At 71.6% G+C, this 24475-nt stretch carries 21 protein-coding genes, 1 tRNA gene and 1 pseudogene; 13 read left to right on the forward strand and 10 right to left on the reverse strand.

What is annotated here, in order from left to right; translation table 11 throughout:
• Window positions 1-292 precede the first annotated feature (292 nt).
• A complete protein-coding gene (locus ACFY4A_RS14335; RefSeq protein ID WP_390829734.1) occupies window positions 293-1156 on the forward strand; it encodes a calcium-binding protein in 864 nt (287 codons plus the stop codon).
• A 24-nt stretch (window positions 1157-1180) separates the two neighbouring features.
• Here the strand turns inward: ACFY4A_RS14335 and ACFY4A_RS14340 are convergent, their stop codons facing one another.
• The 3 genes from ACFY4A_RS14340 to ACFY4A_RS14350 form a co-directional block, all read right to left on the reverse strand.
• Window positions 1181-3577, reverse strand: coding sequence for an HAD-IC family P-type ATPase (locus ACFY4A_RS14340; RefSeq protein WP_390829735.1), 2397 nt, complete (start codon window positions 3575-3577; stop codon window positions 1181-1183).
• Between the two features lie 318 nt (window positions 3578-3895).
• A complete protein-coding gene (locus tag ACFY4A_RS14345) occupies window positions 3896-4237 on the reverse strand; it encodes a serine hydrolase (protein WP_390829736.1) in 342 nt (113 codons plus the stop codon).
• A gap of 402 nt (window positions 4238-4639) precedes the next feature.
• On the reverse strand, window positions 4640-4924 hold the full coding sequence (locus tag ACFY4A_RS14350; protein WP_390829737.1) for a DUF2530 domain-containing protein: 285 nt from the start codon (window positions 4922-4924) through the stop codon (window positions 4640-4642).
• A gap of 241 nt (window positions 4925-5165) precedes the next feature.
• On the opposite strand from ACFY4A_RS14350, the gene ACFY4A_RS14355 reads away from it, so the two are divergent.
• Entirely contained in the window at window positions 5166-6617 is a 1452-nt protein-coding gene (locus tag ACFY4A_RS14355; protein ID WP_390829738.1) for an NCS2 family permease, read from the forward strand.
• Between the two features lie 21 nt (window positions 6618-6638).
• Here ACFY4A_RS14355 and ACFY4A_RS14360 read toward each other — a convergent pair whose 3' ends face one another.
• Entirely contained in the window at window positions 6639-6821 is a 183-nt protein-coding gene (locus tag ACFY4A_RS14360) for a ribbon-helix-helix protein, CopG family (RefSeq protein WP_390829739.1), read from the reverse strand.
• Window positions 6822-6975: 154 nt separating this feature from the next.
• Between ACFY4A_RS14360 and ACFY4A_RS14365 the strand changes: the two genes are divergently transcribed.
• Both ACFY4A_RS14365 and ACFY4A_RS14370 read left to right on the forward strand, forming a co-directional pair.
• Window positions 6976-7413, forward strand: a complete 438-nt coding sequence (locus ACFY4A_RS14365; protein WP_100568981.1) for a MarR family winged helix-turn-helix transcriptional regulator — start codon at window positions 6976-6978, stop codon at window positions 7411-7413.
• Between the two features lie 47 nt (window positions 7414-7460).
• Entirely contained in the window at window positions 7461-8822 is a 1362-nt protein-coding gene (locus tag ACFY4A_RS14370; RefSeq protein WP_390829740.1) for an MFS transporter, read from the forward strand.
• Between the two features lie 30 nt (window positions 8823-8852).
• Here ACFY4A_RS14370 and ACFY4A_RS14375 read toward each other — a convergent pair whose 3' ends face one another.
• The gene (locus ACFY4A_RS14375) at window positions 8853-9440 is read right to left on the reverse strand and encodes a Uma2 family endonuclease (protein WP_390829741.1); all 588 of its coding nucleotides are present in this window, start codon (window positions 9438-9440) and stop codon (window positions 8853-8855) included.
• A gap of 104 nt (window positions 9441-9544) precedes the next feature.
• Here ACFY4A_RS14375 and thpR point away from each other — a divergent pair, with 104 nt between their 5' ends.
• On the forward strand, window positions 9545-10117 hold the full coding sequence (gene thpR / locus ACFY4A_RS14380; protein WP_390829742.1) for an RNA 2',3'-cyclic phosphodiesterase: 573 nt from the start codon (window positions 9545-9547) through the stop codon (window positions 10115-10117).
• Window positions 10118-10271: 154 nt separating this feature from the next.
• Here the strand turns inward: thpR and ACFY4A_RS14385 are convergent, their stop codons facing one another.
• From ACFY4A_RS14385 to ACFY4A_RS14395, 3 genes are all read right to left on the reverse strand, one after another.
• Window positions 10272-11267: an aldo/keto reductase gene (locus ACFY4A_RS14385; protein WP_390829743.1), complete on the reverse strand. Its 996-nt coding sequence runs from the start codon at window positions 11265-11267 to the stop codon at window positions 10272-10274.
• 72 nt (window positions 11268-11339) lie between these two features.
• Window positions 11340-11927 carry a Uma2 family endonuclease gene (locus ACFY4A_RS14390; RefSeq protein ID WP_390829744.1) on the reverse strand — a complete coding sequence of 196 codons (588 nt, stop codon included), beginning with the start codon at window positions 11925-11927 and terminating at the stop codon, window positions 11340-11342.
• A 116-nt stretch (window positions 11928-12043) separates the two neighbouring features.
• Window positions 12044-12721, reverse strand: a complete 678-nt coding sequence (locus tag ACFY4A_RS14395) for a GDSL-type esterase/lipase family protein (protein WP_390829745.1) — start codon at window positions 12719-12721, stop codon at window positions 12044-12046.
• 88 nt (window positions 12722-12809) lie between these two features.
• Between ACFY4A_RS14395 and ACFY4A_RS14400 the strand changes: the two genes are divergently transcribed.
• The 3 genes from ACFY4A_RS14400 (at window position 12810) to ACFY4A_RS14410 (ending at window position 15300) form a co-directional block, all read left to right on the forward strand.
• Window positions 12810-13790 (forward strand): WD40 repeat domain-containing protein, encoded by a 981-nt coding sequence (locus tag ACFY4A_RS14400; RefSeq protein WP_390829746.1) that lies wholly within the window; start codon window positions 12810-12812, stop codon window positions 13788-13790.
• Between the two features lie 61 nt (window positions 13791-13851).
• Complete coding sequence (locus ACFY4A_RS14405; protein ID WP_390829747.1) at window positions 13852-14067, forward strand: cellulose binding domain-containing protein; 216 nt, start codon at window positions 13852-13854, stop codon at window positions 14065-14067.
• Between the two features lie 327 nt (window positions 14068-14394).
• A complete protein-coding gene (locus tag ACFY4A_RS14410) occupies window positions 14395-15300 on the forward strand; it encodes an endonuclease/exonuclease/phosphatase family protein (protein ID WP_390829760.1) in 906 nt (301 codons plus the stop codon).
• A 215-nt stretch (window positions 15301-15515) separates the two neighbouring features.
• Here ACFY4A_RS14410 and ACFY4A_RS14415 read toward each other — a convergent pair.
• Window positions 15516-15590 (reverse strand) — tRNA-Leu (locus ACFY4A_RS14415).
• Window positions 15591-15745: 155 nt separating this feature from the next.
• Window positions 15746-16864: a phosphoserine transaminase gene (gene serC / locus ACFY4A_RS14420; RefSeq protein WP_390829748.1), complete on the reverse strand. Its 1119-nt coding sequence runs from the start codon at window positions 16862-16864 to the stop codon at window positions 15746-15748.
• Between the two features lie 91 nt (window positions 16865-16955).
• Between serC and ACFY4A_RS14425 the strand changes: the two genes are divergently transcribed.
• From ACFY4A_RS14425 to ACFY4A_RS14445, 5 genes and pseudogenes are all read left to right on the forward strand, one after another.
• Window positions 16956-19877, forward strand: coding sequence for an FAD-binding and (Fe-S)-binding domain-containing protein (locus ACFY4A_RS14425; RefSeq protein ID WP_390829749.1), 2922 nt, complete (start codon window positions 16956-16958; stop codon window positions 19875-19877).
• A gap of 227 nt (window positions 19878-20104) precedes the next feature.
• Complete coding sequence (locus ACFY4A_RS14430; protein WP_390829750.1) at window positions 20105-21061, forward strand: DMT family transporter; 957 nt, start codon at window positions 20105-20107, stop codon at window positions 21059-21061.
• Between the two features lie 88 nt (window positions 21062-21149).
• Window positions 21150-21944, forward strand: a complete 795-nt coding sequence (locus ACFY4A_RS14435; RefSeq protein ID WP_390829751.1) for a TIGR03084 family metal-binding protein — start codon at window positions 21150-21152, stop codon at window positions 21942-21944.
• A 50-nt stretch (window positions 21945-21994) separates the two neighbouring features.
• A complete protein-coding gene (locus tag ACFY4A_RS14440) occupies window positions 21995-23659 on the forward strand; it encodes an acyclic terpene utilization AtuA family protein (RefSeq protein WP_390829761.1) in 1665 nt (554 codons plus the stop codon).
• Window positions 23656-24405 (forward strand): annotated as a pseudogene (locus ACFY4A_RS14445) (carboxyl transferase domain-containing protein); the annotation flags it as partial. The gene ACFY4A_RS14440 and the pseudogene ACFY4A_RS14445, both read left to right, overlap by 4 nt.
• Window positions 24406-24475: the final 70 nt, after the last annotated feature.

Here is a 24475-nt window from a genome sequence, read left to right on the forward strand (position 1 = left end):
CGCCACCTCGGCGGTCGACTCCAAGGCCGACTTCGTCGACGTGAAGTAGGCGGCACCGGCCCTGCCCCGGCACGGCAGGGCGGCGGTCGACCACTTCCCCCTAAAAGCCACGGACGGCCGCCGCCACGTCGACTGACAGGCCGCTCACAGGAAATTCAAATTCCGTGCAACCTTCTGCACGGGTCAGGGATCTGATCACGTGAGTCAGACAGACTCCACGATCACTTGGGCCCGCGCCGGAGGCGAACCGCGACGAACGACTGGCGGGGCCCTTTCTCCACTGGGGGAACGCATGCGAATTCGCGCCACTGTGGCCGCCGTCTCCGGCGCCCTGGTACTGTCCGCCCTCGCCGTCCCGGTCGCGCAGGCCGACGGCCCCCGCGACGTCAAGCCGAACAAGCCCAGCGCCGCCGAGCGCTTCGGTACCTCCTCCGCGAAGTCGGCCTTCCGCGCCTTGGCCGCCGAGGAGCTCCCCACCGTGTCCAAGGTGACCGTCAACTCCGGCAAGGCAGTCGTCGTCGGCACCACCTACGCCAAGACCTTCACGGTGTCGCTGACCGCCAGCCACGCCACGGGCATCCAGGACGCCTATGTCGACCTGTGGCACGGCACCGATGCCGAGACCGACGTCGACGGCTACCTCCCGCCGAACGAGGACGTGGCGAAGTGCACTGCCGCCAGCGCCACCACCTCGACCTGCAAGCTGACCATCACGGCCTACCCGGGCACCGACCTGTACAAGAACGCGCTGGCCGGCACCTGGAAGGTGACCGCCGGAGCACTCGCGGGCGATGGCAGCGTCTACTGGAACGACTACCAGACGACCCACCGCGTCCAGCGCAACCCCGTGCTCACCATCAACGCCACGCCCGAGCCGGTCAAGAAGGGCTACACCATCACGGTCGTCGGCAAGCTGACCCGGGCCAACTGGGAGACCGGCAAGTACCACGGCTACACCTACCAGTACGTGAAGCTGCAGTTCCTCAAGAAGGGCTCCACCGCCTACACCACGCTGAAGACCATCAAGACGGATTCCAAGGGGAACCTGAAGACCACGACCAGGGCCACGGCCGACGGCTACTTCCGCTACTCCTTCGCGGGCACCTCGACCACCCCGGCGATCAACTCCAGGGCCGACTTCGTCGACGTGAAGTAGCAGGGGGCGGCACTGGCCGCACCCCTACGCGGGAAAGCGGCGGTCGACCCACTTCCACAGAAGTTCCAGGGCGGCCGCCGCCACCGCGGCGACTCCCACCGCCAGCCAGGGCATCGCCGTGCCGACCAGCTTCAGCGCGAAGAAGTGCTGCGGCTCAGGCACGATCAGTACGACGACGAACGCCACGCCCATCGAGGCCACCAGCGCGATCCGCCACCAGGTGTAGGGGCGGGCGACGATCGCCAGGACCCACATCGAGACCAGGAACAGCGTCAGCGTGGCCGCGCTGGTCTCCGCGTCCAGGGCGCCCGGACCGGTGTAGTGGTGGCGGGCGACCAGATACGTCACGAAGGTCGCCACGGCGGCCACCGCCCCGCCCGGCACCGCGTAGCGCATGACCCGCCGTACGAAGTGGGGCTGGGCCCGTTCCGTGTTCGGGGCGAGGGCCAGGAAGAAGGCCGGGACGCCGATGGTGAGCGTGGACAGCAGGGTCAGGTGGCGGGGCAGGAACGGATACTCCACCTGCGCGCAGACCACCAGCACGGCCAGCAGGACCGAGTAGACCGTCTTCACCAGGAACAGGGTCGCGACCCGGGTGATGTTGCCGATCACCCGCCGCCCCTCCGCGACCACGGACGGCAGGACGGCGAAGCTGTTGTTCAGCAGCACGATCTGAGCGACCGCCCGGGTGGCCTCCGACCCCGAGCCCATCGCCACGCCGATGTCGGCGTCCTTCAGCGCCAGGACGTCGTTCACGCCGTCCCCGGTCATCGCGACCGTGTGCCCGCGTGACTGGAGGGCGCCCACCATGTCCCGCTTCTGCTGCGGGGTGACCCGCCCGAACACCGTGCCCTCGTCCATGTCACGGGCCATCTCGTCCCGCTCGGTGGGCAGCCGGCGGGCGTCGACGGCGGTCCCGGCGAGGCCGACCTTCGCGGCGACCGCGCCGACGGACACCGCGTTGTCACCGGAGATGACCTTGGCGCGGACGTCCTGCTCGGCGAAGTAGCGCAGGGTCGCGGCGGCGTCGGGCCGCAGCCGCTGCTCCAGCACGATGAGAGCGGCGGGCCGGACGGTCCGGGCCACCTCCGGGTCGTCCAGGTCGCGGGCGGCGTGGGCGAGCAGCAGCACGCGCAGACCCTGCTCGTTCAGCCGCCCGGTCTCGGCGAGGGCGGGGGCCTCGGCGGGCAGCAGCACGTCCGGGGCGCCCAGCAGCCACGTACTGGACTCGCCGTCGCCCTCGCTGAAGCTGGCCCCGCTGTACTTGCGCGCGGAGGAGAAGGGCAGCGACTCCACGCAGCGCCACTCCTCGCTGTCCGGGTAGGCGGCGATGATCGCCTGGAGGGAGGCGTTGGGGCGCGGGTCGGACTCGCCGAGCGCGCCGAGGACCTTGCGCACGTACGACTCGTCGTAGCCGTCCAGCGATCTCAGCTCGGTGACGTCCATGCCGCCCTCGGTGAGGGTGCCGGTCTTGTCCAGGCAGACCGTGTCGACGCGGGCGAGGCCCTCGATGGCGGGCAGCTCCTGCACGAGGCACTGCTTGCGGCCCAGCCGGATCACGCCGATGGCGAAGGCGACGGAGGTGAGCAGGACCAGGCCCTCGGGGATCATGGGGATGATGCCGCCGACGGTGCGGGCGACGGACTCCTTGAGGTCGTTGTTCTTCACCACGAGCTGGCTGATGACCAGGCCGATCGCGGTCGGGACCATCATCCAGGTCACGTACTTGAGGATGGTGGAGATGCCGGTGCGCAGCTCGGAGTGGACGAGCGTGAAGCGGGAGGCCTCCTCGGCGAGCTGGGCGGCGTAGGCGCCGCGGCCGACCCTGGTCGCCTGGAAGGCGCCGCCGCCGGCGACGACGAAGCTGCCGGACATCACGCGGTCGCCGGGCCGTTTGACGACGGGGTCGGCCTCACCGGTGAGCAGGGACTCGTCGATCTCCAGACCGTCGGTCTCCACACAGGATCCGTCGACGACGACCTTGTCGCCGGGCCCGATCTCGATGAGGTCGCCGAGGACGACCTCGGAGGTGGCGATCTCGACGGCGGTGTCGTCGCGGCGCACCGTGGGGCGGGCCTCGCCTATGACGGCGAGCGAGTCGAGGGTCTTCTTCGCCCGCCACTCCTGGATGATGCCGATGCCGGTGTTGGCGATGATCACGAAGCCGAACAGGCTGTCCTGGATGGGGGCGACGAACAGGGTGATCAGCCACAGGACGCCGATGATCGCGTTGAACCGGGTGAAGACGTTGGCGCGGACGATGTCCGGGAAGGAGCGGCTGCTGCGCACCGGCACGTCGTTGACCTCGCCGCGGGCGATGCGCTCCGCGACCTCGGCGGAGGTGAGTCCGGTCGACCGGACCGCCGGTACGGGCACGGGGTGCACGGGGTCGAGTTCTGCGCCCGCGTCTGTGTGCGTCATGCATTCGACGGTACGTGCGGTTGTGCGGCTTTACTCGTCGAGGGGGCGGAAGATCCGACCTGGGGAGGAGCGGGCTCGTACGGCGGTCGTACGGGCGGTGCCGTCCCCGGGGCCCGCCGGCTCGATCACCAGCTCGCGCAGCAGATCGACGTAGTGCCGGCCGGTGCGCGCGCTCGACGGCGGCGGCCGCGACCATGATGCCGGGGCCGGTGAAGTCCGTGCCCGGATCGAACATCAGCGGCCGGTCGGCGAAGTGCCGCAGCGACGCCTGGACGCTGTCGTCGGCGTGGCCGGCCAGCAGCCGCGGCGCGTCGGCGATCATGTTCGGGGCGTCGATGCCAGGTGTGGCGATCGTGTGGCGCAGGGTGATGCGCCCGTCGATGCCCGAGTGCGGGCCGAGGAGCGGGCGACGGGGTCGAGTTCCAGGACGCCCTGCTCCATGAGCCGGCCGATGACGGCGCCGAGCAGGGTCCTGGAGATCGAGCCCACTTGGAAGAGGGTGTTCTCGTCGACGCCGATCGGGTGGACCACATGGGTGACGCCGTAACCGGTGGCGCAGATCCGGCCGTCCAGGGCGACCCCCACCGCGGCACCGGGGACACGGTGCTCGGCGAGCAGGTCGGGGACGGCGGAATCGAGCCGGGCGCGCAGGTCGGGCACGGGGGGCTCGCCAGATTCGGGGTTCGTTCCTCGGCCGGTGCGGTTCACGCACCGGCCGCCGTACGGCTGCGGGGATTCAGCTGGTCGCGCAGCGCGTCACCGAGCAGGTTGAACGCGAGCACGAGCGCGACGAACGCCAGCGCCGGGTACGCCGCCAGCCACGGCTCGGTGAGCAGGTACTGCTGCGCGGCCGAGATTATGCTGCCGAAGTCGGCGTCCGGGGGGCGACGCCGAAGCCGAGGAAGCTGAGCGCCGCGTAGGCGCCCTCGGCGGTGTACAGGTTGATGGCGGTCATGATGACCAGCGGCGAGCTGATGTTCGGCAGGATGTGGCGGCGCAGGATCCACCATCTCCTCGATCTAGACCCGCTCCCCGCCCGTGTCGGGGCGCGGGTCCGGGTCCCTATTCCGCGGACGTCGGCTGCTGCGGTCGCCCTGCCCGCTCCGCCGCCGCCCGCTTGATGGCGGCGTCCCGCTTGCGGACGTACCAGATGCCGATCAGGCCCAGGCCGCCGCCGGCCAGGCAGGTCCACAGCCACCAGGTGTGGCCGTGGTCGTGGAACCAGCCGTAGAAGGGGAGCTGGACCAGGAAGAGGACGAACCACACGATCGTGCCGCCGGTGATGGTGGCGACCACGGGGCCCTCCAGGGGCTCCGGCGCCTCGTGCTTGGGGGTCCACTTCGCCATGGGGCTCAGCTTACGGGGCCCGGGGGACGCGCGTCCCGCCCCTGGTGGGCTGGTGTCTACGCGCGGAGATGGTCTTTTGGGCTTTATATGTTCATACTGAAACGGTCCGAGTCTGGCCACTTCTCTTCGTAGGAATCACCGACACAGTCGCGACAGGGACCTGGGGGAACCTGTTGGTTGTCGGTTTGGTCCTCGGTCCGGCCCGGAATCCGTACTCACCCGCACCCTTGAGGTCACCCGCATGCCCACCTCGGCCACCGCCAAGGCTTCCGCCCCCGAGCAGCCGGGAACGCCACCCCCGTACGGCGCCCTCGACCGCTACTTCAAGATCTCCGAGCGGGGCAGCACACTGTCCCGGGAGGTCCGCGGCGGTTTCGCCACCTTCTTCGCGATGGCCTACATCATCGTGCTGAACCCGATCATCCTGGGCAGCGCCAAGGACATGCACGGGCACCAGCTCGACAACGGCCAGCTGGTCACCGCGACCGTCGTGACCGCCGCCTTCACCACCCTGCTCATGGGCGTCATCGGCAACGTGCCGATCGCGCTCGCCGCCGGCCTCGGCGTCAACACGGTCGTCGCGCTCCAGCTGGCGCCGCGCATGACGTGGCCGGACGCCATGGGCATGGTCGTCCTCGCCGGCTTCGTGGTGATGCTGCTCGTCGCCACCGGCCTGCGCGAGCGCGTGATGAACGCCGTCCCGCTCGGCCTGCGCAAGGGCATCGCCATCGGTATCGGCCTGTTCATCATGCTGATCGGGCTCGTCGACTCCGGCTTCGTCTCCCGTATCCCGGACGCCGCCCACACCACCGTCCCGCTCCAGCTCGGCGCCGACGGTCACCTCAACGGCTGGCCGGTTCTCGTCTTCATCCTGGGCGCGCTGCTCACGCTGGCGCTGATCCTGCGCAAGGTGCCCGGCGCGATCCTGATCTCGATCGTCGCGATGACCGTCCTGGCGGTCGTGATCAACTCCGTCGCCAAGGTGCCGTCCTGGGGTCTGACCACCCCGAAGTGGCCGGGCAGCCCGGTGTCCACCCCCGACTTCGGCCTGCTGGGCAAGGTCAGCCTGTTCGGCGGCTTCGAGAAGGTCGGCGTGCTCACCGGCGTCCTCTTCGTCTTCACCGTGCTGCTGTCGACCTTCTTCGACGCCATGGGCACGATCATGGGCATCAGCGACGAGGCGAAGCTGACCGACGCCCAGGGGCAGATGCCCGGCATCAACAAGGTCCTCTTCGTCGACGGCATCGCGGTCGCCGCCGGTGGCGCCAGCTCCTCCTCCGCCACCACCTGCTTCGTGGAGTCGACGGCGGGCGTCGGCGAGGGCGCCAGGACCGGCTTCGCCAACGTCATCACCGGTTCCCTGTTCGCCGTGGCGCTGTTCCTGACCCCGGTCGCCACCATGGTGCCGTCCCAGGCGGCCACCCCGGCCCTGCTCGCGGTGGGCTTCCTGATCCTGGCCGGTTCGGTCAAGGAGATCGACTGGGCGGACTACACGATCGCCATCCCGGCCTTCGTGACGATGCTGATGATGCCGTTCACCTACTCGATCACCAACGGCATCGGCATGGGCTTCATCACCTTCGTGGTGCTGCGCCTGGCGGCCGGCCGCGGCAAGGACGTCCCGGCGGCGATGTACGTGGTGGCGTCGGTCTTCGCCTTCTACTACCTGATGCCGGCCCTCGCCCTGACCTGATCCGACCCGGTTCGGCGCGGGTCAGGTGACCCCGTAGAACCGCTCCGTCTCCTCGACGGCGGCCTGGAACCGCTCGTCGAAGTCATCCCGAATGAGCGTCCGGACGACATAGTCCTGGACGCTCATTCCTCTTTTCGCGGCATGGCACCTGAGCCGTTCGAGCAGCTCGTGGTCCATGCGCAGGCTGGGCACGCTGGTCCCCATGGACACGAGGGTCGCGGGACCCTTCCGCGCGGGGCGTCATGTTCCGGGCGTGGATCACCCGAAAGAGTGATGTGATCTTCAGTGGCGGGCGTCACGGGCGAAAGGGCGTGTTCGCGGTGGTATTTAGCGAGAGTAATGAGGTAAGCTAAAGAACATGCCGGACCTCACCCATGGCGACGACGCTGCCGCCGTGAACTCCTTGCGCTCCGCCGTGATGCGGTTGTCCCGTCGGCTCAAGCACCAGCGTGTCGACGAGTCGCTGAGCCCCACCGAGATGTCGGTGCTGGGCACCCTGTCCAACTGCGGGAGTGCCACGCCGGGCGAGCTCGCCCGCAAGGAGCACGTGCAGCCGCCGTCGATGACCCGCATCGTGGCGCTGCTCGAGGCCAAGGGGTTGGTCAGCCTGGAGCCGCACCCCGAGGACCGGCGTCAGAAGGTGGTCACGAGGACCGCCCAGGCCGAAACGATGCTGGAGGAGAGCCGCCGCAAGCGGAACGCCTTCCTGGCCGGCCTGGTCGAGGGTCTGGACGAGGACGAGTGGGCCAAACTGAGCGCCGCCGCCCCCGTGCTGGAGAAGCTCGCACACCTTTAAACACGTTCCACTCGGCGAGTGAGCAGCCGACAAGGAGGCGAACCCCTTTGAGTACGGGATCCGGAGCAGATTCCGCCCCCGCACCGACCACCCACGACTCCCGCACCGCCCCCGACACCCCCGGCAAGTCCTCGATGTTCAGCTCGCTGAGGGTCAGGAACTACCGCCTGTTCTTCCTGGGCCAGGTCGTCTCCAACACCGGCACCTGGATGCAGCGCATCGCGCAGGACTGGCTGGTCCTGAGCCTCACCGGCTCCTCGGCCGCCGTCGGCATCACCACGGCCCTCCAGTTCCTGCCGATGCTGCTCTTCGGCCTCTACGGCGGCGTCCTCGTCGACCGCCTGCCCAAGCGGCCCACCCTGCTCGTCACCCAGTCGGCCATGGCCGTCACCGGCCTCGCGCTCGCCGTGCTCACCCTCACCGGCCAGGTCCAGGTGTGGCACGTCTACCTCGCCGCGTTCGCGGTCGGCCTCGCCACGGTCGTGGACAACCCGGCCCGCCAGTCCTTCGTCTCGGAGATGGTCGGCCCGCAGCAGCTCCAGAACGCGGTCAGCCTGAACTCCGCGAACTTCCAGTCCGCCCGCCTGATCGGCCCCGCCGTCGCGGGCGTGATGATCACCGGCGTGGGCACCGGCTGGGCGTTCCTCGCCAACGGTCTGTCCTTCGCCGCCCCCATCGTCGGCCTGCTGCTGATGCGCGCCCGTGAACTGCACGTCGTCGAGCGCGCCCCGCGCGGCAAGGGCCAGCTCCGCGAGGGCCTGCGCTACGTCGCCGGCCGCCCCGAGCTGATCTGGCCGATCGTCCTGGTCGGTTTCATCGGCACCTTCGGCTTCAACTTCCCGGTGTGGCTGTCGGCCTACGCCGACCACGTCTTCCACTCCGGAGCCGGTGGCTACAGCCTCTTCAACACCGTGATGGCGGTCGGCTCCCTGGTCGGCGCCCTGCTGGCCGCCCGCCGCGGCACCGCCCGGCTGCGCGTGCTCATCGCGGCCGCCGCGGCCTTCGGCGCGCTGGAGATCGTCGCCGCGCTGGCCCCGTCGTACTGGCTGTTCGCGCTGCTGATGGTGCCCATCGGGATCTTCGGCCTGACGGTCAACGTCACGGCGAACACCGCGGTGCAGATGGGCACCGACCCGACCATGCGCGGCCGGGTGATGGCCCTGTTCATGATGGTGTTCATGGGCGGTACGCCGCTGGGCGCGCCCCTCGTCGGCTGGATCACCGACGCCTACGGCGCCCGCGTCGGCTTCGCCGTTGGCGGTGTCGTCTCGCTCGCCGCGGCCGCCACCATCGGCCTGGTCCTGGCCCGCGCCGGCGATCTGCGCCTGTCGGTCGGCTGGAACCGCGGACACCCGCGGGTGGGCCTGGTCCCCCGCGAACGCCGGGAGGGGCTGGCCGCCGCGGCGTAGGCCGGGTGCGTCCGGCCCGCCGGGAAGGGGTCAGTCGCGGGGGAACTCGTCGGTCTTGAGGACGAGGCCGACCGGGGTGTCGTTCAGGTCGATCTCGTCACCGAAGTCGAGGCTGAGGACACCGCGGTACTCGCCGTCCTTCGGCAGGGTGTGCAGGTGCCACGTGCCGGTGTACGGGTCCACGATCAGGTACACCGGCACTTCGGCGGCCGCGAACGCGTCCTTCTTAGGGCCGTAGTCGTTCCTGGCCGTGCCCTGGGAGATCACCTCGGCGACCAGCTCCACGTCCTCGGGGCGCCAGTGGCCCTTCGCGTCCTTCCGGGCGCCCTCCCCGAGCGCCACGACGTCGGACGCGAAGCCGTTGAGGTGTCCGGGGTAGTCGATGCGGACGTCGGACTTCACGCGCTTGCGCGGGTACTTGGTGCGCAACTGCTCGATGATGTCCAGGATGATCTCCCAGTGGGTGTCCCGCTGCGGCGTCACGAAGATGCCCCCCTCGACGATCTCGGTCTTGAAACCTTCGGGGATGTGCATCTGCTCCAGCCACTCGAACATCTCGTCGAGGGTGGGCCCGTCGCTCTGGTCGGCCATCTCGATCCTGTCTGCCAGAACAGTCACTGTGCCGCTCCTCCTCGCTGCTGCCTGGTCGCATGCAGCCGCGCGGTACAACGATACGCACGGCGACCGGGTCACGCCCGGGTGTGCGGCGGGACACTGGCCCCATGAGACTGTTCGCCGCCGTAGTGCCCCCGCGGGACGTGCTCGACGCGCTCGCGGACGAGATCGCCGGGTTGCGGAAGCTGCCGGGCGCGGACCGGCTGCGCTGGACGCAGCGCCCCGGCTGGCACTTCACGCTCGCCTTCTACGGCGAGGTCGACGAGGAGGTCGTACCCGGGCTGTCGGCCCGGCTGGAGAAGGCTGCGCGCCGTACCGGGTCCTTCTCGCTCGCGCTGCGCGGGGGAGGGCAGTTCGGGCGCGGCAAGGCACTGTGGACGGGCGCGGAGGGCGACCTCGCGACCCTGCGTCTGCTGGCCGAGCGCGCGGACGCGGCGGCGCGGAAGGCGGGCGTGCCGATGGGGGAGCCACGCCGCTACCAGGCCCACCTGACGGTGGCGCGCAGCCGGGACGGCCTGGACGTACGGCCGTACGTCCAGGCGCTGCGGGGCTTCGCGAGCAGTGCGTGGACCGTGGAGGAGCTGGTTCTCGTGCGCAGCCTGCTGCCGAGGTCCGGGGTGCCGGGGGAGCAGCCCCGCTACGAGACGGTCGGCCGCTGGCCACTGCGGTCGGCCGGTTAGTCTCGACTGTGTGGACCCGAAAACCCGGAACCGGATCATGGCCGGTGCGCTTGTGCTGATGCTCGCCGTCGTCGCCCTGGCGTCCGCGCTCGGCAGGTGACGCGGAGCGCGGACGCCAGGGCCGGTAGGGCCGCTCGGGCGGCGCGGCAGGTGCCTACCAGGCGAAGGCCTCCGGCGACGGACCCGGGCCCGGGAAGATCTCGTCGAGTCCGGCCAGCAGTTCCTCGCTCAGCTCCAGCTCGACCGCCCGAAGCGCCGACGCGAGCTGCTCGGCGGTGCGCGGGCCGACGATCGGGCCGGTCACGCCGGGCCGGGTGAGCAGCCAGGCCAGCGCGACCTCGCCGGGCTCCAGGCCGTGCTTGTCGAGCAGGTCCTCGTAGGCCTGGATCCGGGCGCGCGCGGCGGTGTCGGCGAGCGCGTCGGCGGACCGGCCGGAGGCGCGCCGGCCGCCCTCGACCTGCTTCTTGATCACGCCGCCCAGCAGCCCGCCGTGCAGGGGCGACCAGGGGATGACGCCGAGGCCGTAGTCCTGCGCGGCCGGGATCACCTCCATCTCGGCGCGCCGCTCGGCGAGGTTGTAGAGGCACTGCTCGCTGACCAGCCCGATGGTGCCGGAGCGCCGTGCGGCGATCTCGTTGGCCTGGGCGATCTTGTAACCGGGGAAGTTCGAGGAGCCGACGTAAAGGATCTTGCCCTGCTGGATCAGTACGTCGACGGCCTGCCAGATCTCCTCGAAGGGGGTGTCCCGGTCGATGTGGTGGAACTGGTAGACGTCGATGTGGTCGGTCCGCAGCCGCTTGAGGCTGGCGTCGACGGCCCGCCGGATGTTCAGGGCGGAGAGTTTGTGGTGGTTGGGCCAGACGGCGGAGTCGTCCGGGGCCATGTTCCCGTACACCTTGGTGGCCAGGACGACCTTGTCGCGCCGGTCGCCGCCCTTGGCGAACCAGTTGCCGATGATCGACTCGGTACGGCCCTTGTTCTCGCCCCAGCCGTAGACGTTGGCCGTGTCGAAGAAGTTGATCCCCGCGTCCAGCGCCGCGTCCATGATCGCGTGGCTGTCCGCCTCGTCGGTCTGCGGACCGAAGTTCATCGTGCCGAGCACGAGTCGGCTGACCTTGAGTCCTGTGCGTCCGAGCTGTGTGTACCTCATGGCCCCCAAGCCAACGTCTTGGAGTGCGCTCGATGCAAGGGGAGTTGTGTGCGGGGGGTGGGGCGGCGGTGGTCAGTCGCGGGGGAACTCGTCGGTCTTGAGAGTGAGGCGGACCACCGTGTCGGTGAGGTCCAGGTCCTCGCCGAAGGGGAGCTTCGTCTCGGTCGTGTAGTCGCCGTTCATGGGATGGGTGTAGACGCGGCATTCGCCTTCGTACGGATCGGCGATGAGGTAGACGGGAACTTCGGCGAGCGCGTAGGTGAGCTTCTTGGGACCGTAGTCATTGGCGGCCGTGTTCTCGGAGATGACTTCGGCCACGAACTCGATGTCCCGGTAGCGCCAGCGGCCCTTGTCGTCCTGTACCGAGCGGTCGGCCATCGCCGCGACATCACAGGCGAATCCGTTCAGGCGCCCGGGAAAATCGATCCGTACGTCCGAGGCCAGCCGCTTGGCGGGGTACTTGGCGCTCAGCTGTCGGGCGATGTCGAAGATGATCTGCCAGTGGGTATGACGTTGCGGTGACATGAAGATGTTCCCCCCGACGATCTCGACCTTCGTTCCCTCGGGGACGGGCATCTTCTCGAGCCACTCGAACATCACGTCCAGAGTCAGCTCGTCGCTCTCCTCGGCCATCGTGATCCTGTCTTCCAGGACGGTCATCGCGGCGCTCCTCCCCGGCTGCCCCGTGGACGAGCGCAGCCGCGCAGTACAACGATACGCACGGTGACAAGGACACGGGCGGCAGCGCATATGCCAAGAGGAGGAGCCGACGCGGCTCAGCCGTCCCCATACTCCCCGCCCCACCCCCACCCCCGGTGCAGCGCGCCCGCGAACGCCTCCGCGATCTTGTGCTCGCCGCTCTCGTTCGGGTGGGTGCCGTCGTAGGTGTCCGTGTGGATGTCGTACGTCGGCGGCTGGGGTGCCAGGAGCAGCGGGGAGCGGGGTTCGTCCAGGTCGGCCACCGCCTTGGCCAGCAACTCGTTGAAACGGTCCACCTGCGCGGCGAAGGGCGGGTCGGCCTCGGCGCGGATGTTCGGGATGACCGGGAGCAGGACCGCGCGGACGCGCGCGTTGGCGGCCCGCGCCCGTGTCACGAAGGGCTCCACGTTCACCACCGTCTGCTCGGCGTTCGTGTAGAAGCCCAGGTCGATCAGGCCGAGCGAGACCAGCAGCACGTCCGCGCGGCACTCCCGTACGGCGTCGCCGATGAGCGGGACCATGTGCCCCCAGCCCTCGCCCCAGCCGGCCAGGTGGGCGCGGGGGAAGTCCGGATCGGCGTAGGCGAGGGAGGCCGGCGCGTCCGCCGACTTGTCGTAGAGCGTCTCGCGCGGGCCGACGAGCGTGAACGGGCCGCCGTACGTCGCGCACAGGTGCTGCCACAGCCGGTAACGCCAGGTGTGTTCGCCCGCGCTGCCGATCGTCATGGAGTCACCGACGGGCATGAACCTGAGCATCCGCTCATCATGGACGATGGGCGGGAGCGGTGCGATGTGAGGCCCGCCACGCCGTGTGAACATCCGTGCGGGATGGCAGGCTTGGGGGATGCGCCGACCGTTCGCCCCGCTCGCCGTGGCCCTCCTCGTGGGTGTGTTCGCCGCGCCCGCCGCCCTTGCCGCCGACGGCGACGACGGGTTCACGATCAAGGACCCGCGGATCAAGGAGTCCAGCGGCCTCGCGGCCTCGCACCTGCATCCGGGTATCTACTGGACGCACAACGACAGCGGCTACGGCCCGCAGATCTACGCCGTGGACGGCAGGACCGGCGAGACCGTCGCCACCATCACCCTCAGCGGCATCGGCAAGCCCCGCGACGTGGAGGCCATCTCCATCGGGCCCGGCAACCAGATCTACGTCGGCGACATCGGCGACAACCTCGGCGGCACCTGGCCGTACGTGTGGATCTACCGGCTGCCCGAGCCGAAGGAGCTGAAGGACCGGACGATCCGGGCCACGCAGTACGTCGTGAAGTACGCGGACGGCGCCCGCGACGCCGAGTCGATGGTCGTGCACCCGAAGACGGGGCGCGTCTACATCATCGACAAGAAGGAGGACGGCGGTCACCTCTACGAGGGCCCGGCCGAACTGTCCCCCTCCGGCACGAACGTCTTCAAGCCGATCGCCCCCGTCGACCTGTGGACCACCGACGCCGCCCTCTCCCCGGACGGCACGCACCTCGCCGTGCGCGGCTACTTCGGCGGCATCCACTACGACTGGAACGGCGGCAGGATCAAGCGCGCGGGCCGGCTCGACGTACCGCTCCAGGGGCAGGGGGAGTCCGTCACCTACAGCGTGGACGGCACCAAGCTGCTGTACGGCAGCGAGGGCGCCGACAGCCCGGTGCGGGTGCGTGACGCGCCGGGTGCCGACGGGTCCGCCAAGTCGCCGTCCCAGCAGGGCGGTCCGAGCTCCGCAGGGGCCGGTTCGGACGACGGCGGCCGCTTCGGCGCGGGCACCGTGGCCGCGGTGGCCGTCGTGGCGGCCGCGATGTGGGGGGTGGGGCGTTTGTTGCGTCGGCGCTCTTGACGGGCGGTCGCCGCCTGTCGTCGGCAGCGACTGGGGCAGCGGCTTCAACGCCGATGTGACGGTGACCGACACGGGCCCCACCGCGATCAGGTCCTGGAAGGTGACCTGGACCTGGAGCGGGTCCCAGAAGGTCACCGACATGTGGAACGCGTCGTACACCCGGAGCGGACCGACCGTGACGGCGGTCGACGCCGCCCACGACGGGGCGATCGCGGCCGGTGGTTCGACCGGCTTCGGCTTCGGGGGCGCGCCCGGGGCGGGGGTGTGCCGAGCGTGAGCTGCACGGCGTCATGACGACCGCGAGGCGCCCGATGATCGCCGCCTGGCGCCTCGCGGCCGCGGCGCCTCCTCGGACCGGGCGACGTCCGGTTGCCCGGCACCCACTCCGGGAAGGCGGCAACTGATCCACTCGGAGGATCGTCTTGGGAGGCGAGAGGCGAGCGGATGGGAAGCCAGGGTGGGTCAGGAGCGGGCGGGCGGCGGTGCGGCGGCGGTGCTGAGGGCGGCCGTGCCCCCGTGGGCGCGGCTCCGGGCGGGGCATCGTGCTCCGGACCAGGAGGCGCGGGGGGACGCCGGGAACCGGTCGGCGTGGCAGCGGGGGCGGGTGCTCGCCGCGCTCGCGACGCTGACGGCCGGGCTGCTGGCGTTCCACCGGGCCGTGCCCAACTCCGTGGGCCGCCTGGGCAGTCTGCTGGAGGCGTTCCTGCCGTGGCTCGGCCTGGTGGTCGTGGTGCTGTTCGCCCTCGCGCTGCTGCGCCGTTCGGCCGTGGCGCTGGTGGCTCTGCTGCTGCCGGTGGCGGCCTGGACCTTCCTCTTCGGCGGGCTGCTCCTGCCCGGGTCGGCGCCCGGCGCACGCCATCTGGTCGTGGTGCAGCACAACGTCAGCGACGAGAACGCCGATCCGGCGGGCACGGCCCGCGCCCTGGCCGACGCCGGGCCCGACCTCGTCGCGCTGGAGGAGCTGGTGCCCCCGGCGCTGGCGGTCTACGAGAAGACCCTCGCCGCTGCCTACCCGTACCACGTGGTCCGGGGCACCGTCGGACTCTGGTCGAAGCATCCGCTGACCGGCACCCGGCTGCTGGACATCAAACCCCGGGGGATCACGGAGTCCTGGAGCCGCGGGCTGCGGACCGTGGTCCACACCCCGCACGGCCGGGTCGCGGCGTACGTGGCACACCTGCCCTCCCTCCGCGTCCGGGCGAGCGGCCTCGCGTCCGGCCGGCGCGACGAGAGCGCCCTGCGGCTGGGCGAGGCCATCGCCGCCGAGGAGCTGAGAACGGTGATCCTGCTGGGTGACCTCAACGGCACGGTCGACGACCGCGGGCTGGCCCCGCTGACCTCGCGGATGAACGTGGTGGAACGCGGCTTCGCGCTCAGCTTCCCCGCCGCCTTCCCGCTGGCCCGGATCGACCAGGTCATGGCCCGCTCGGCGGCAGTCGCCCACATCCGCACCCTGCCGGCCACCGGCAGCGACCACCTGCCGGTCGCCGCCAGGATCGAACTGGACTGAAGAAGTGGACTCGGTGACGACGAGTTCTTGCGCGGAATTCCCTGACCTGAGGACCGGCGGCCTTCGCTCGTCGACCGCTTACTCCCCGCAATGCCCGGACGCGGAGGTGCTACGTCGCCGGGTGGCGCCGACGGCGTGTTCCGTCCGAGCCGGATTCACCAGGGGGGCCGATATCCACGCCTCGGCCCTCGCATCAGCCGACGACGCGCTGAAGGGGCGGGGCGGCCGGATTCGAACCGACGTCCTCCGAGATGCTGTCGCGGCGCACTACCTCTGTGCTACGACCCCGCCTTGGCCGTGATCGTAGGCTCCGACCGCAATGGTGCGCCACCGTATTGGGGCACAGCACCGCTTTCCCCGCCGAGCGGCTGAGCGACGTCACACACCGCGAAGGGCGCCCGGCGGCCTCCGCCGGGCGCCCTTCACCGTCGTGTGCGGGGGACGGTTACAGCTTCTCGATCACGTAGTCGACGCACTTCGTCAGGGCCTCGACATCCGCCGGGTCGATGGCCGGGAACATCGCGATGCGCAGCTGGTTGCGGCCGAGCTTGCGGTACGGCTCGGTGTCGACGATGCCGTTGGCGCGCAGGACCTTGGCGACGGCGGCGGCGTCGATCTCGTCGGAGAAGTCGATCGTGCCGATGACCTGGGAGCGCTTGGCCGGGTCGGTGACGAACGGGGTCGCGTATTTGGACTCCTCCGCCCAGGCGTAGAGACGGGAGGAGGAGTCCTTGGTGCGGGCCGTGGACCAGGCGAGGCCGCCCTGGCCGTTGAGCCACTCCAACTGCTGGTTCAGGAGGAAGAGGGTGGCCAGCGCCGGGGTGTTGTACGTCTGGTTCTTGCGGGAGTTGTCGATCGCCGTGGGCAGCGAGAAGAACTCCGGGACGTGGCGGCCGGAGGCGTGCACGCGCTCGGCGCGGTCGAGCGCGGCCGGGGAGAACACGCCGATCCACAGGCCGCCGTCGGAGGCGAAGGACTTCTGCGGGGCGAAGTAGTAGACGTCGGTCTCGGCGATGTCGACCGGGAGGCCGCCGGCGCCTGAGGTGGCGTCGACCAGGACCAGGGCGCCCTCGTCGGCTCCGGCCACGCGCCTGATGGGCATGGCGACACCGGTGGAGGTCTCGTTGTGCGTGAGGGCGTAGACGTCGACGCCCGCCTCGGCCTCGGGCTCCGGGTGCGTGCCGGGGTCGGAGGAGACGACGGTGGGTTCGGCGAGCCAGGGGGCGAGCTTGGCGGCCTTGGCGAACTTCGAGCTGAACTCGCCGAAGGCGAGGTGCTGCGACTTGTTCTCGATCAGGCCGTGGGTCGCGACGTCCCAGAACGCCGTGGAGCCGCCGTTGCCGAGCACGACCTCGTAGCCGTCGGGGAGCCGGAACAGCTCGCGGATGCCCTCGCGCACCTGGCCGACCAGGTTCTTGACCGGGGCCTGGCGGTGGGAGGTGCCCATGAGGGATGCGCCGGTGGCGGCGAGGGCGTCCAGCGCCTCCGTCCGCACCTTGGAGGGACCCGCGCCGAAACGTCCGTCCGCGGGCTTGATGTCAGAGGGAATCCGGATCTCAGCCACGAAGGGGAGAGTAGCGGGTCGGAGAAATCGGGGTGAAACGCGTTCCGCCGGGTGAGACGGCCATGAAATCGATCGCGTGCATGCTGGACGCATGACCGATCTCGCGGATCTTTCGGGGCTTCGGGCGGAGCTGCGCCGGACCGTGCGCGGGGAGGTGGCGTTCGACGTCACCTCCCGGGCGCTGGTCACCATGGACGCGTCCAACTACCGGCGGGTCCCGCTGGGTGTGGTGGCTCCGCGGGACGCCGACGACGTGGTGGCGGCGCTGGAGGTCTGCCGGGCGCGCGGAGTGCCGGTGGTCGCGCGGGGCGGCGGGACGTCGATCGCGGGCCAGGCGACCGGGACGGGGGTGGTGCTGGACTTCACCCGGCACATGAACCGGGTGCTGTCGCTCGACCCCGGGGAGCGGACCGCCGTCGTCCAGCCCGGCGTGGTCCTGGACCGGCTCCAGGAGGCCGTCGCGCCGCACGGGCTGCGCTTCGGCCCGGATCCGTCCACGCACAACCGGTGCACGCTCGGCGGGATGATCGGCAACAACTCGTGCGGCTCGCACTCGGTGGCCTGGGGGACGACCGCGGACAGTGTGCGGGAGCTGTCGGTGCTCACCGCGCGAGGGCGGCGGCTGAGGCTGGGGCGCGAGTGGGCCGGGGCGCCGGACGGGCTGCGGGAGCTGGTGGAGAGCGAGCTCGCCCGGCTGCGGACCGGATTCCCGCGACTGCCCCGCCGTATCTCCGGGTACGCCCTGGACGCACTGCTGCCCGAGAACGGCTCGGACGTGGCGCGCTCCTTCTGCGGCTCGGAGGGCACCCTCGGCGTGCTGACGGAAGCCGTCGTACGGCTCGTCGAGACACCCCCCGCGCGCGTACTGGCCGTGCTGGGATACGCCGACGAGGGCGCCGCCGCCGACGCCGCGGCCGGACTGCTGCCGTACGGGCCGCTGACGGTGGAGGGGATGGCGCGGGACCTGGTGCCGTCCGCGGCGGCCGGGCTGCCGCGCGGAGACGCCTGGCTGTTCGTGGAGACGGGCGGGGAGACGGCGGGGCAGGCACGCGCGCGTGCGGAGGCGATCGCGCGGGCGGCCGACGCCGTGGACGCCGCGATCGTCGAGGATCCGGTCGCGCAGCGCGCGCTGTGGCGGGTCCGGGAGGACGCGAGCGGTACGGCGACCCGGATGCCGGACGGTGGGGGTACCTCCGGGGGAGAGGCGTGGCCGGGGTGGGAGGACTGCGCGGTGCCGCCGGCCCGGCTGGGCGCGTATCTGCGGCAGTTCCGGGAGCTGCTGGCCGCCCATGGGCTGCGGGGCACCCCGTACGGGCACTTCGGGGACGGCTGCATCCACGTCCGCATCGACTTCGACCTGCTGACACCGGCCGGGATCGGCCGGTTCCGGCGGTTCTCGCAGGAGCTGGCCGAGCTGGTGGTGGCGCACGGCGGTTCGCTGTCCGGGGAGCACGGGGACGGGCAGGCCCGCGCCGAGTTGCTGCCGACGATGTACGGCGCGCGGACGGTGGCCCTCTTCGAGCGGGTCAAGGGACTGTGGGACCCCGACGGCCTGCTCAATCCCGGGATGCTGGTCCGTCCGGCGCCCCTGGACGCGAACCTGCGTTTCGCCGTGCTGCCGCGCCGCCCGGTCGACGTGGCCTTCGGCTACGCGGCCGACGGAGGGGACTTCTCGGCGGCGGTGCGCCGGTGCGTCGGGGTCGCGAAGTGCCGTACGACCGAGGTGTCGGGCGCCGCGGTCATGTGCCCCTCCTTCCGGGCCACGGGCGAGGAGGAGCACTCCACGCGCGGGCGTGCCCGGCTGCTGCACGAGATGCTCGCCGGCGATCTGGTGACCGACGGCTGGCGGTCGGCCGAGGTCCACGACGCGCTCGACCTGTGCCTGTCGTGCAAGGGGTGCCGGTCCGACTGCCCGGTCGGGGTCGACATGGCCACGTACAAGGCGGAGTTCCTGCACCACCACTACGCGGGACGGCGCCGTCCGGCCGCCCACTACGCCATGGGGTGGCTCCCGGTGTGGCTGCGCTGGGCCGCCCGCACGCGCACCGCGCCGCTGCTGAACGCGCTCGCCGCCCTGCGGCCGCTCGCGTCGGCGGTGAAACGGCTCGGTGGAATCACACCCGAACGAGGGATCCCGCGACTGGCACGCGAGCCCTTCACCCGATGGTGGCGCACGCGGCCGGACGCACCGGCGGACGGTGGGGAGGGGGCGGGCGATCTGGTCGTCCTGTGGCCGGACACCTTCACCGAGCACCTGTCGCCGTCCGTGGGCCGGGCGGCCGTACGCGTGCTGGAGGCGGCCGGGCTGCGGGTGGCGCTCCCGCCGACCCTGCGCCTGCGCCGCCCTCCGGTGGGCGACGGAACCTCGGTGCTGTGGAACCCCTTGTCCGTCCTGCGGGGCCGGGGCCGCGTCTGCTGCGGCCTGACGTACGTCTCCACCGGCCAGCTGGACCGTGCCCGCGCGGTGCTGCGCCGCACCCTGGACCTGATGGAGCCGGTGCTGGAGACCGCCGCCCCGGTCGTCGTCCTGGAACCGAGCTGCGCCGCCGCGCTGCGCTCCGACCTGCCGGAGCTGCTGCCCGGTGACCCGCGGGCCCGCCGCCTGGCCGACCGTGTCCTGACCTTCGCCGAGGCCCTTCGGCGCCACGCCCCCGGCTGGGCCCCGCCCCGCCTGGACCGCCCGGTCGCCGGCCAGACCCACTGCCACCAGCACGCCGTGCTCGGCGACGCGGCCGACCGGCGCCTGCGCGAGGCGGCCGGCCTGACCGGCGAGCTGTCCGGCGGCTGCTGCGGCCTGGCCGGGAACTTCGGCTTCGAGAAGGGCCACTGGGAGGTGTCGGCCGCTTGCGCCGAGGAACAGCTCCTGCCGTCGGTACGGCGGGCGCCGGACGGCGCGGTGGTCCTCGCGGACGGCTTCTCCTGCCGCACCCAGCTGGACCAGTTGGCCGGAGTGCGGGGGCGCCATCTGGCGGAGGTGCTGGCGGAGGGACTGGAAGAGCGCGGCGGCTCGTGAACCGCGGGCGGCCGAGCGGCTGCCTCGTGACCACGGGGGCCGAAAGGCCGGGGGCATGCGGTGTTGTCGCGGGCCTGGAGGGGTAACGGCGGCCCGTGAACCATGGGCGCCGACGGGACCATTGTGGACAGTGGTAATCGGGTTCACGCTCCTGACGGTGTCCACTACCCTGGACCCATCAGTACATCGCGATGCACAAACCCCTAGCCCAGTAACTGGACCGCCCCGTGACCACGCCCAGCGCCGCCACCCCCTCCTCGTCCTCCCCGGTGACCTCCGCGCCGGCCGCCGCGCCATCGCCCGGATCCCCGGGCCGTTTCGGCTCGCTCGGCCCGGTCGGGCTGGTGCTGGCCGGGGGCATCTCGGTGCAGTTCGGCGGCGCGCTGGCCGTGACGCTGATGCCGCGGGCGGGCGCGCTCGGTGTGGTGACCTTGCGGCTGCTGGTGGCCGCGATCGTGCTGCTGGTGGTCTGCCGGCCCCGGCTGCGCGGCCACTCGCGCACCGACTGGGGCACGGTCGTCGTCTTCGGTATCGCGATGGCCGGGATGAACGGCCTCTTCTACCAGGCCGTCGCCCGCATCCCGCTCGGCCCCGCCGTCACCCTCGAAGTGCTCGGCCCGCTCGCCCTGTCGGTGCTGGCCTCGCGCCGCGCGATCAACTTCGTCTGGGCCGCCTTGGCCCTGGCCGGCGTCTTCCTCCTCGGCGGCGGGAGTTTCGACAGCCTCGACCTCGCCGGCGTCGCCTTCGCTCTGAGCGCGGGCGCGATGTGGGCGGCGTACATCGTCTTCAGCGCCCGTACCGGCCGGCGCTTCCCGCAGGCCGACGGGCTGGCCCTGGCGATGGCGGTCGGTGCGCTGCTGTTCCTGCCGCTGGGGATCGCCGAGTCCGGGTCGAAGCTGGTCGACCCGACGACGTTCGTCATGGGCGCGGGGGTGGCGCTGTTGTCCTCCGTCCTGCCGTACACCCTCGAACTGCTCGCCCTGCGCCGGCTGCCCGCCTCCACCTTCGCCGTCCTCATGAGCCTGGAACCGGCCCTCGCCGCCACGGCCGGCTTCCTCGTCCTCGGCCAGTCCCTCAGTGCTCTCCAGGCCGTGGCGATCGTCCTCGTCGTCGCGGCGAGCATGGGGGCGGTACGGACCCAGATGGCGCGGACCAAGGCGCCGGTCCCGGAGGCGCACCCCTGACCGGTCCCGGTGGTCGGGCCGTGCACCGGGACCATAAATCCATGCAAGCATGCTTGATTGTTTCAGGCTCGGCTGTCATGCTCCACGCATGTCCGATCCGACGCTGGTGTTCGACGATCTGCGTACTGAGAGTGACGAACTCGATCGGCTTGTCGCCGGGCTGAGCCCCGGGGAATGGGGACGCCCGACTCCGGCGCCCGGATGGAGCATCGCCCATCAGATCGCCCATCTCGCCTGGACCGACCGGTCCGCCCTCCTCGCCGTCACCGACTCCGCCGGCTTCCGGAAACTCGTGGACGAGGCGCTGGCCGCGCCCGATTCGTTCGTGGACGACGGCGCCGCGGAAGGCGCGCGGCTGGCCCCCAGGACGTTGCTGGCGCGGTGGCGGGAGGGGCGGGCCGCTCTCGACCGGGCGCTGCGGGCGGCGCCGCCCGGGTCCCGTTTCCCCTGGTACGGGCCGCCCATGTCGGCTGCCTCCATGGCGACCGGGCGGCTGATGGAGACCTGGGCCCACGGGCAGGACGTGGCCGACGCGCTCGGTGTGGTGCGCGCACCCACCGACCGGCTCAAGCATGTGGTGCGCATCGGGGTGCGGGCGCGGGGCTTTGCCTTCGGGGCGCACGGGCTGCCCGTGCCCGAGGAGGAGTTCCGCGTGGAGGTCCGCGGTCCCTCCGGGGAGCTGTGGACGTACGGTCCCGAGGACGCCGGGCAGCGTGTCACCGGGCCCGCCCTCGACTTCTGCCTCCTGGTCACCCAGCGCGCCCACCGCGCCGACCTCGCGGTACGTGCCGAGGGACCGGACGCCGACCGCTGGCTGGACATCGCCCAGGCCTTCGCCGGCCCGCCCGGCGCCGGCCGGGCGCCCAAGGGGGCGGCCGGGTGACCCTGCGCATCGGCAACGCCTCCGGCTTCTACGGCGACCGGTTCGACGCCATGCGCGAGATGCTCACCGGCGGCGAACTGGACGTCCTCACCGGCGACTACCTCGCCGAGCTGACCATGCTCATCCTGGCCCGGGACCGGCTCAAGGACCCGGCGGCCGGCTACGCCCGCACCTTTCTCCGGCAGATGGAGGAGTGCCTCGGACTCGCCCACGAGCGGTCGGTGAAGATCGTGACCAACGCCGGCGGGCTCAATCCCGCCGGGCTCGCCGAGCGGGTGCGGGAGTTGGCCGAGCGGCTCGGGATCCCGGTGCGCGTGGCCCATGTCGAGGGCGACGACCTCACCGCCGGCCTCCCCCGGGCCCTCGGCTCCGCCCCCGCGGGGGACACCCCTCTCGCCGCCCACGCCTACCTCGGCGGCTTCGGGATCGCCGCCTGCCTGCGCGCGGGCGCCGACGTCGTGGTCACCGGGCGGGTGACGGACGCCGCCCTGGTCACCGGGCCCGCCGCCGCCCACTTCGGCTGGCAGCCGGGGGAGTACGACCGGCTGGCGGGCGCCGTCGTCGCCGGGCACGTGCTGGAGTGCGGCGCCCAGGCCACCGGCGGCAACTACGCCTTCTTCGCCGACCACGCCCTCGACCGGTTGCGCCACCCCGGTTTCCCGCTCGCCGAGATCCACGAGGACGGCGGCAGCGTGATCACCAAGCACCCCGGAACGGGCGGTGTCGTGGACGTCGGCACGGTGACCGCCCAGCTGCTCTACGAGACGGGCGGCGCCCGGTACGCCGGACCCGATGTCACGGCCCGGCTGGACACCGTACGACTCAGCCAGGACGGGCCCGACCGGGTGCGCGTCGAGGGGGTGCGCGGGGAGGCTCCGCCGCCCGCCCTCAAGGTCGGGCTGGGCCGCCTCGGCGGCTTCCGCAACGAGGTCACCTTCGTCCTCACCGGCCTCGACGTCGACCGCAAGGCCGAGTTGGTGCGGCAGCAGATGCGGGACGCGCTCGGCGCCGCCGGGTCGCCCCCCGGTGAGGTGCGCTGGGACCTCGTGCGGACCGACCGGGCCGACGCCGGCACCGAGGAGACGGCGAGCGCCCTGCTCCGGCTGGTCGTACGTGACCGGGAACCACAGGCGGTGGGGCGGGCGTTCAGCGGTGCCGCCGTCGAGCTGGCGCTCGCCGGATACCCGGGCTTCCACTTGCTGGCGCCGCCCGGAAAGGGCGCGCCCTACGGGGTCTTCGAGGCCGTGTACGTCCCCCAGGACGCCGTCGGGCAGGTGGCCGTCCTCCACGACGGCCGCCGTGTCGCCGTGTCACCGCCCCGGGGGACGCGCGTGCTGGAGGACGTGGCGCAGCCGCCGCTGCCGGAGCCCCTTCCGGACGGTCCCACGCGGCGGGCCCCGCTCGGACTCGTCGCCGGGGCGCGCAGCGGGGACAAGGGCGGCGATGCCAACGTCGGCGTGTGGGCGCGCTCGGAACAGGGCTGGCGGTGGCTCGCGCACGCGCTGACGGCCGAGACGTTCCGGCAGTTGGTCCCCGAGAGCCGGACGCTGACCGTGCGACGGCACGTGCTGCCCCGGCTGCGCGCCCTCAACTTCGTCGTCGAGGGGATCCTCGGCGAGGGCGCCGCCGCCCAGCACCGGTTCGACCCGCAGGCCAAGGCCCTGGGCGAATGGCTGCGCTCCCGCCACCTGGACATACCGGAGGCCCTGCTTTGACGGTCCTTTCGTCCGCCCTGGACACCGGCTCCGCCGAGTACCGGGCCCACCGCGAGGCCATGCTCAACAAGCTCGCCGCACTCGACGCCGAGCACGCAAAGGCGCTCGCGGGCGGTGGCGCGAAGTACGTCGAGCGGCACCGGCGGCGCGGCAAACTGCTCGCCCGTGAGCGGATCGAGCTGCTGCTCGACCCCGACACGCCGTTCCTGGAACTCTCGCCGCTTGCCGGGTGGGGCAGCGACTACACCGTGGGCGCCTCGCTGGTCACCGGGATCGGGGTCGTCGAGGGCGTGGAATGCATGATCACCGCCAACGACCCGACGGTGCGCGGCGGCGCGAGCAATCCGTGGAGCCTGAAGAAGGCGCTGCGGGCCAACGACATCGCGCTCGCCAACCGGCTGCCCTGCATCAGCCTCGTCGAGTCCGGGGGCGCCGATCTGCCCTCCCAGAAGGAGATCTTCATTCCCGGAGGCGCCGTCTTCCGGGACCTGACCAGGCTGTCGGCGGCCCGCATCCCGACCGTCGCCGTCGTCTTCGGCAACTCCACCGCCGGGGGCGCCTACATCCCCGGGCTGTCCGACCACGTGATCATGGTCAGGGAGCGGGCCAAGGTGTTCCTCGGCGGGCCGCCGCTGGTGAGGATGGCCACCGGCGAGGAGAGCGACGACGAGTCCCTGGGCGGTGCCGGGATGCACGCGCGCGTGTCCGGTCTCGCCGACTACTTAGCCTCGATCCACCGGTCGGCTTCTGACGTGATCTTTTGAGGATCGAGCTCCGGATTCTTGGGTCGTTGGCTGGGTGTGGGCAGGGGGTGTC

The sequence above is a fragment of the Streptomyces sp. NPDC001292 genome (genome assembly GCF_042896465.1).
Taxonomy (GTDB): domain Bacteria; phylum Actinomycetota; class Actinomycetes; order Streptomycetales; family Streptomycetaceae; genus Streptomyces.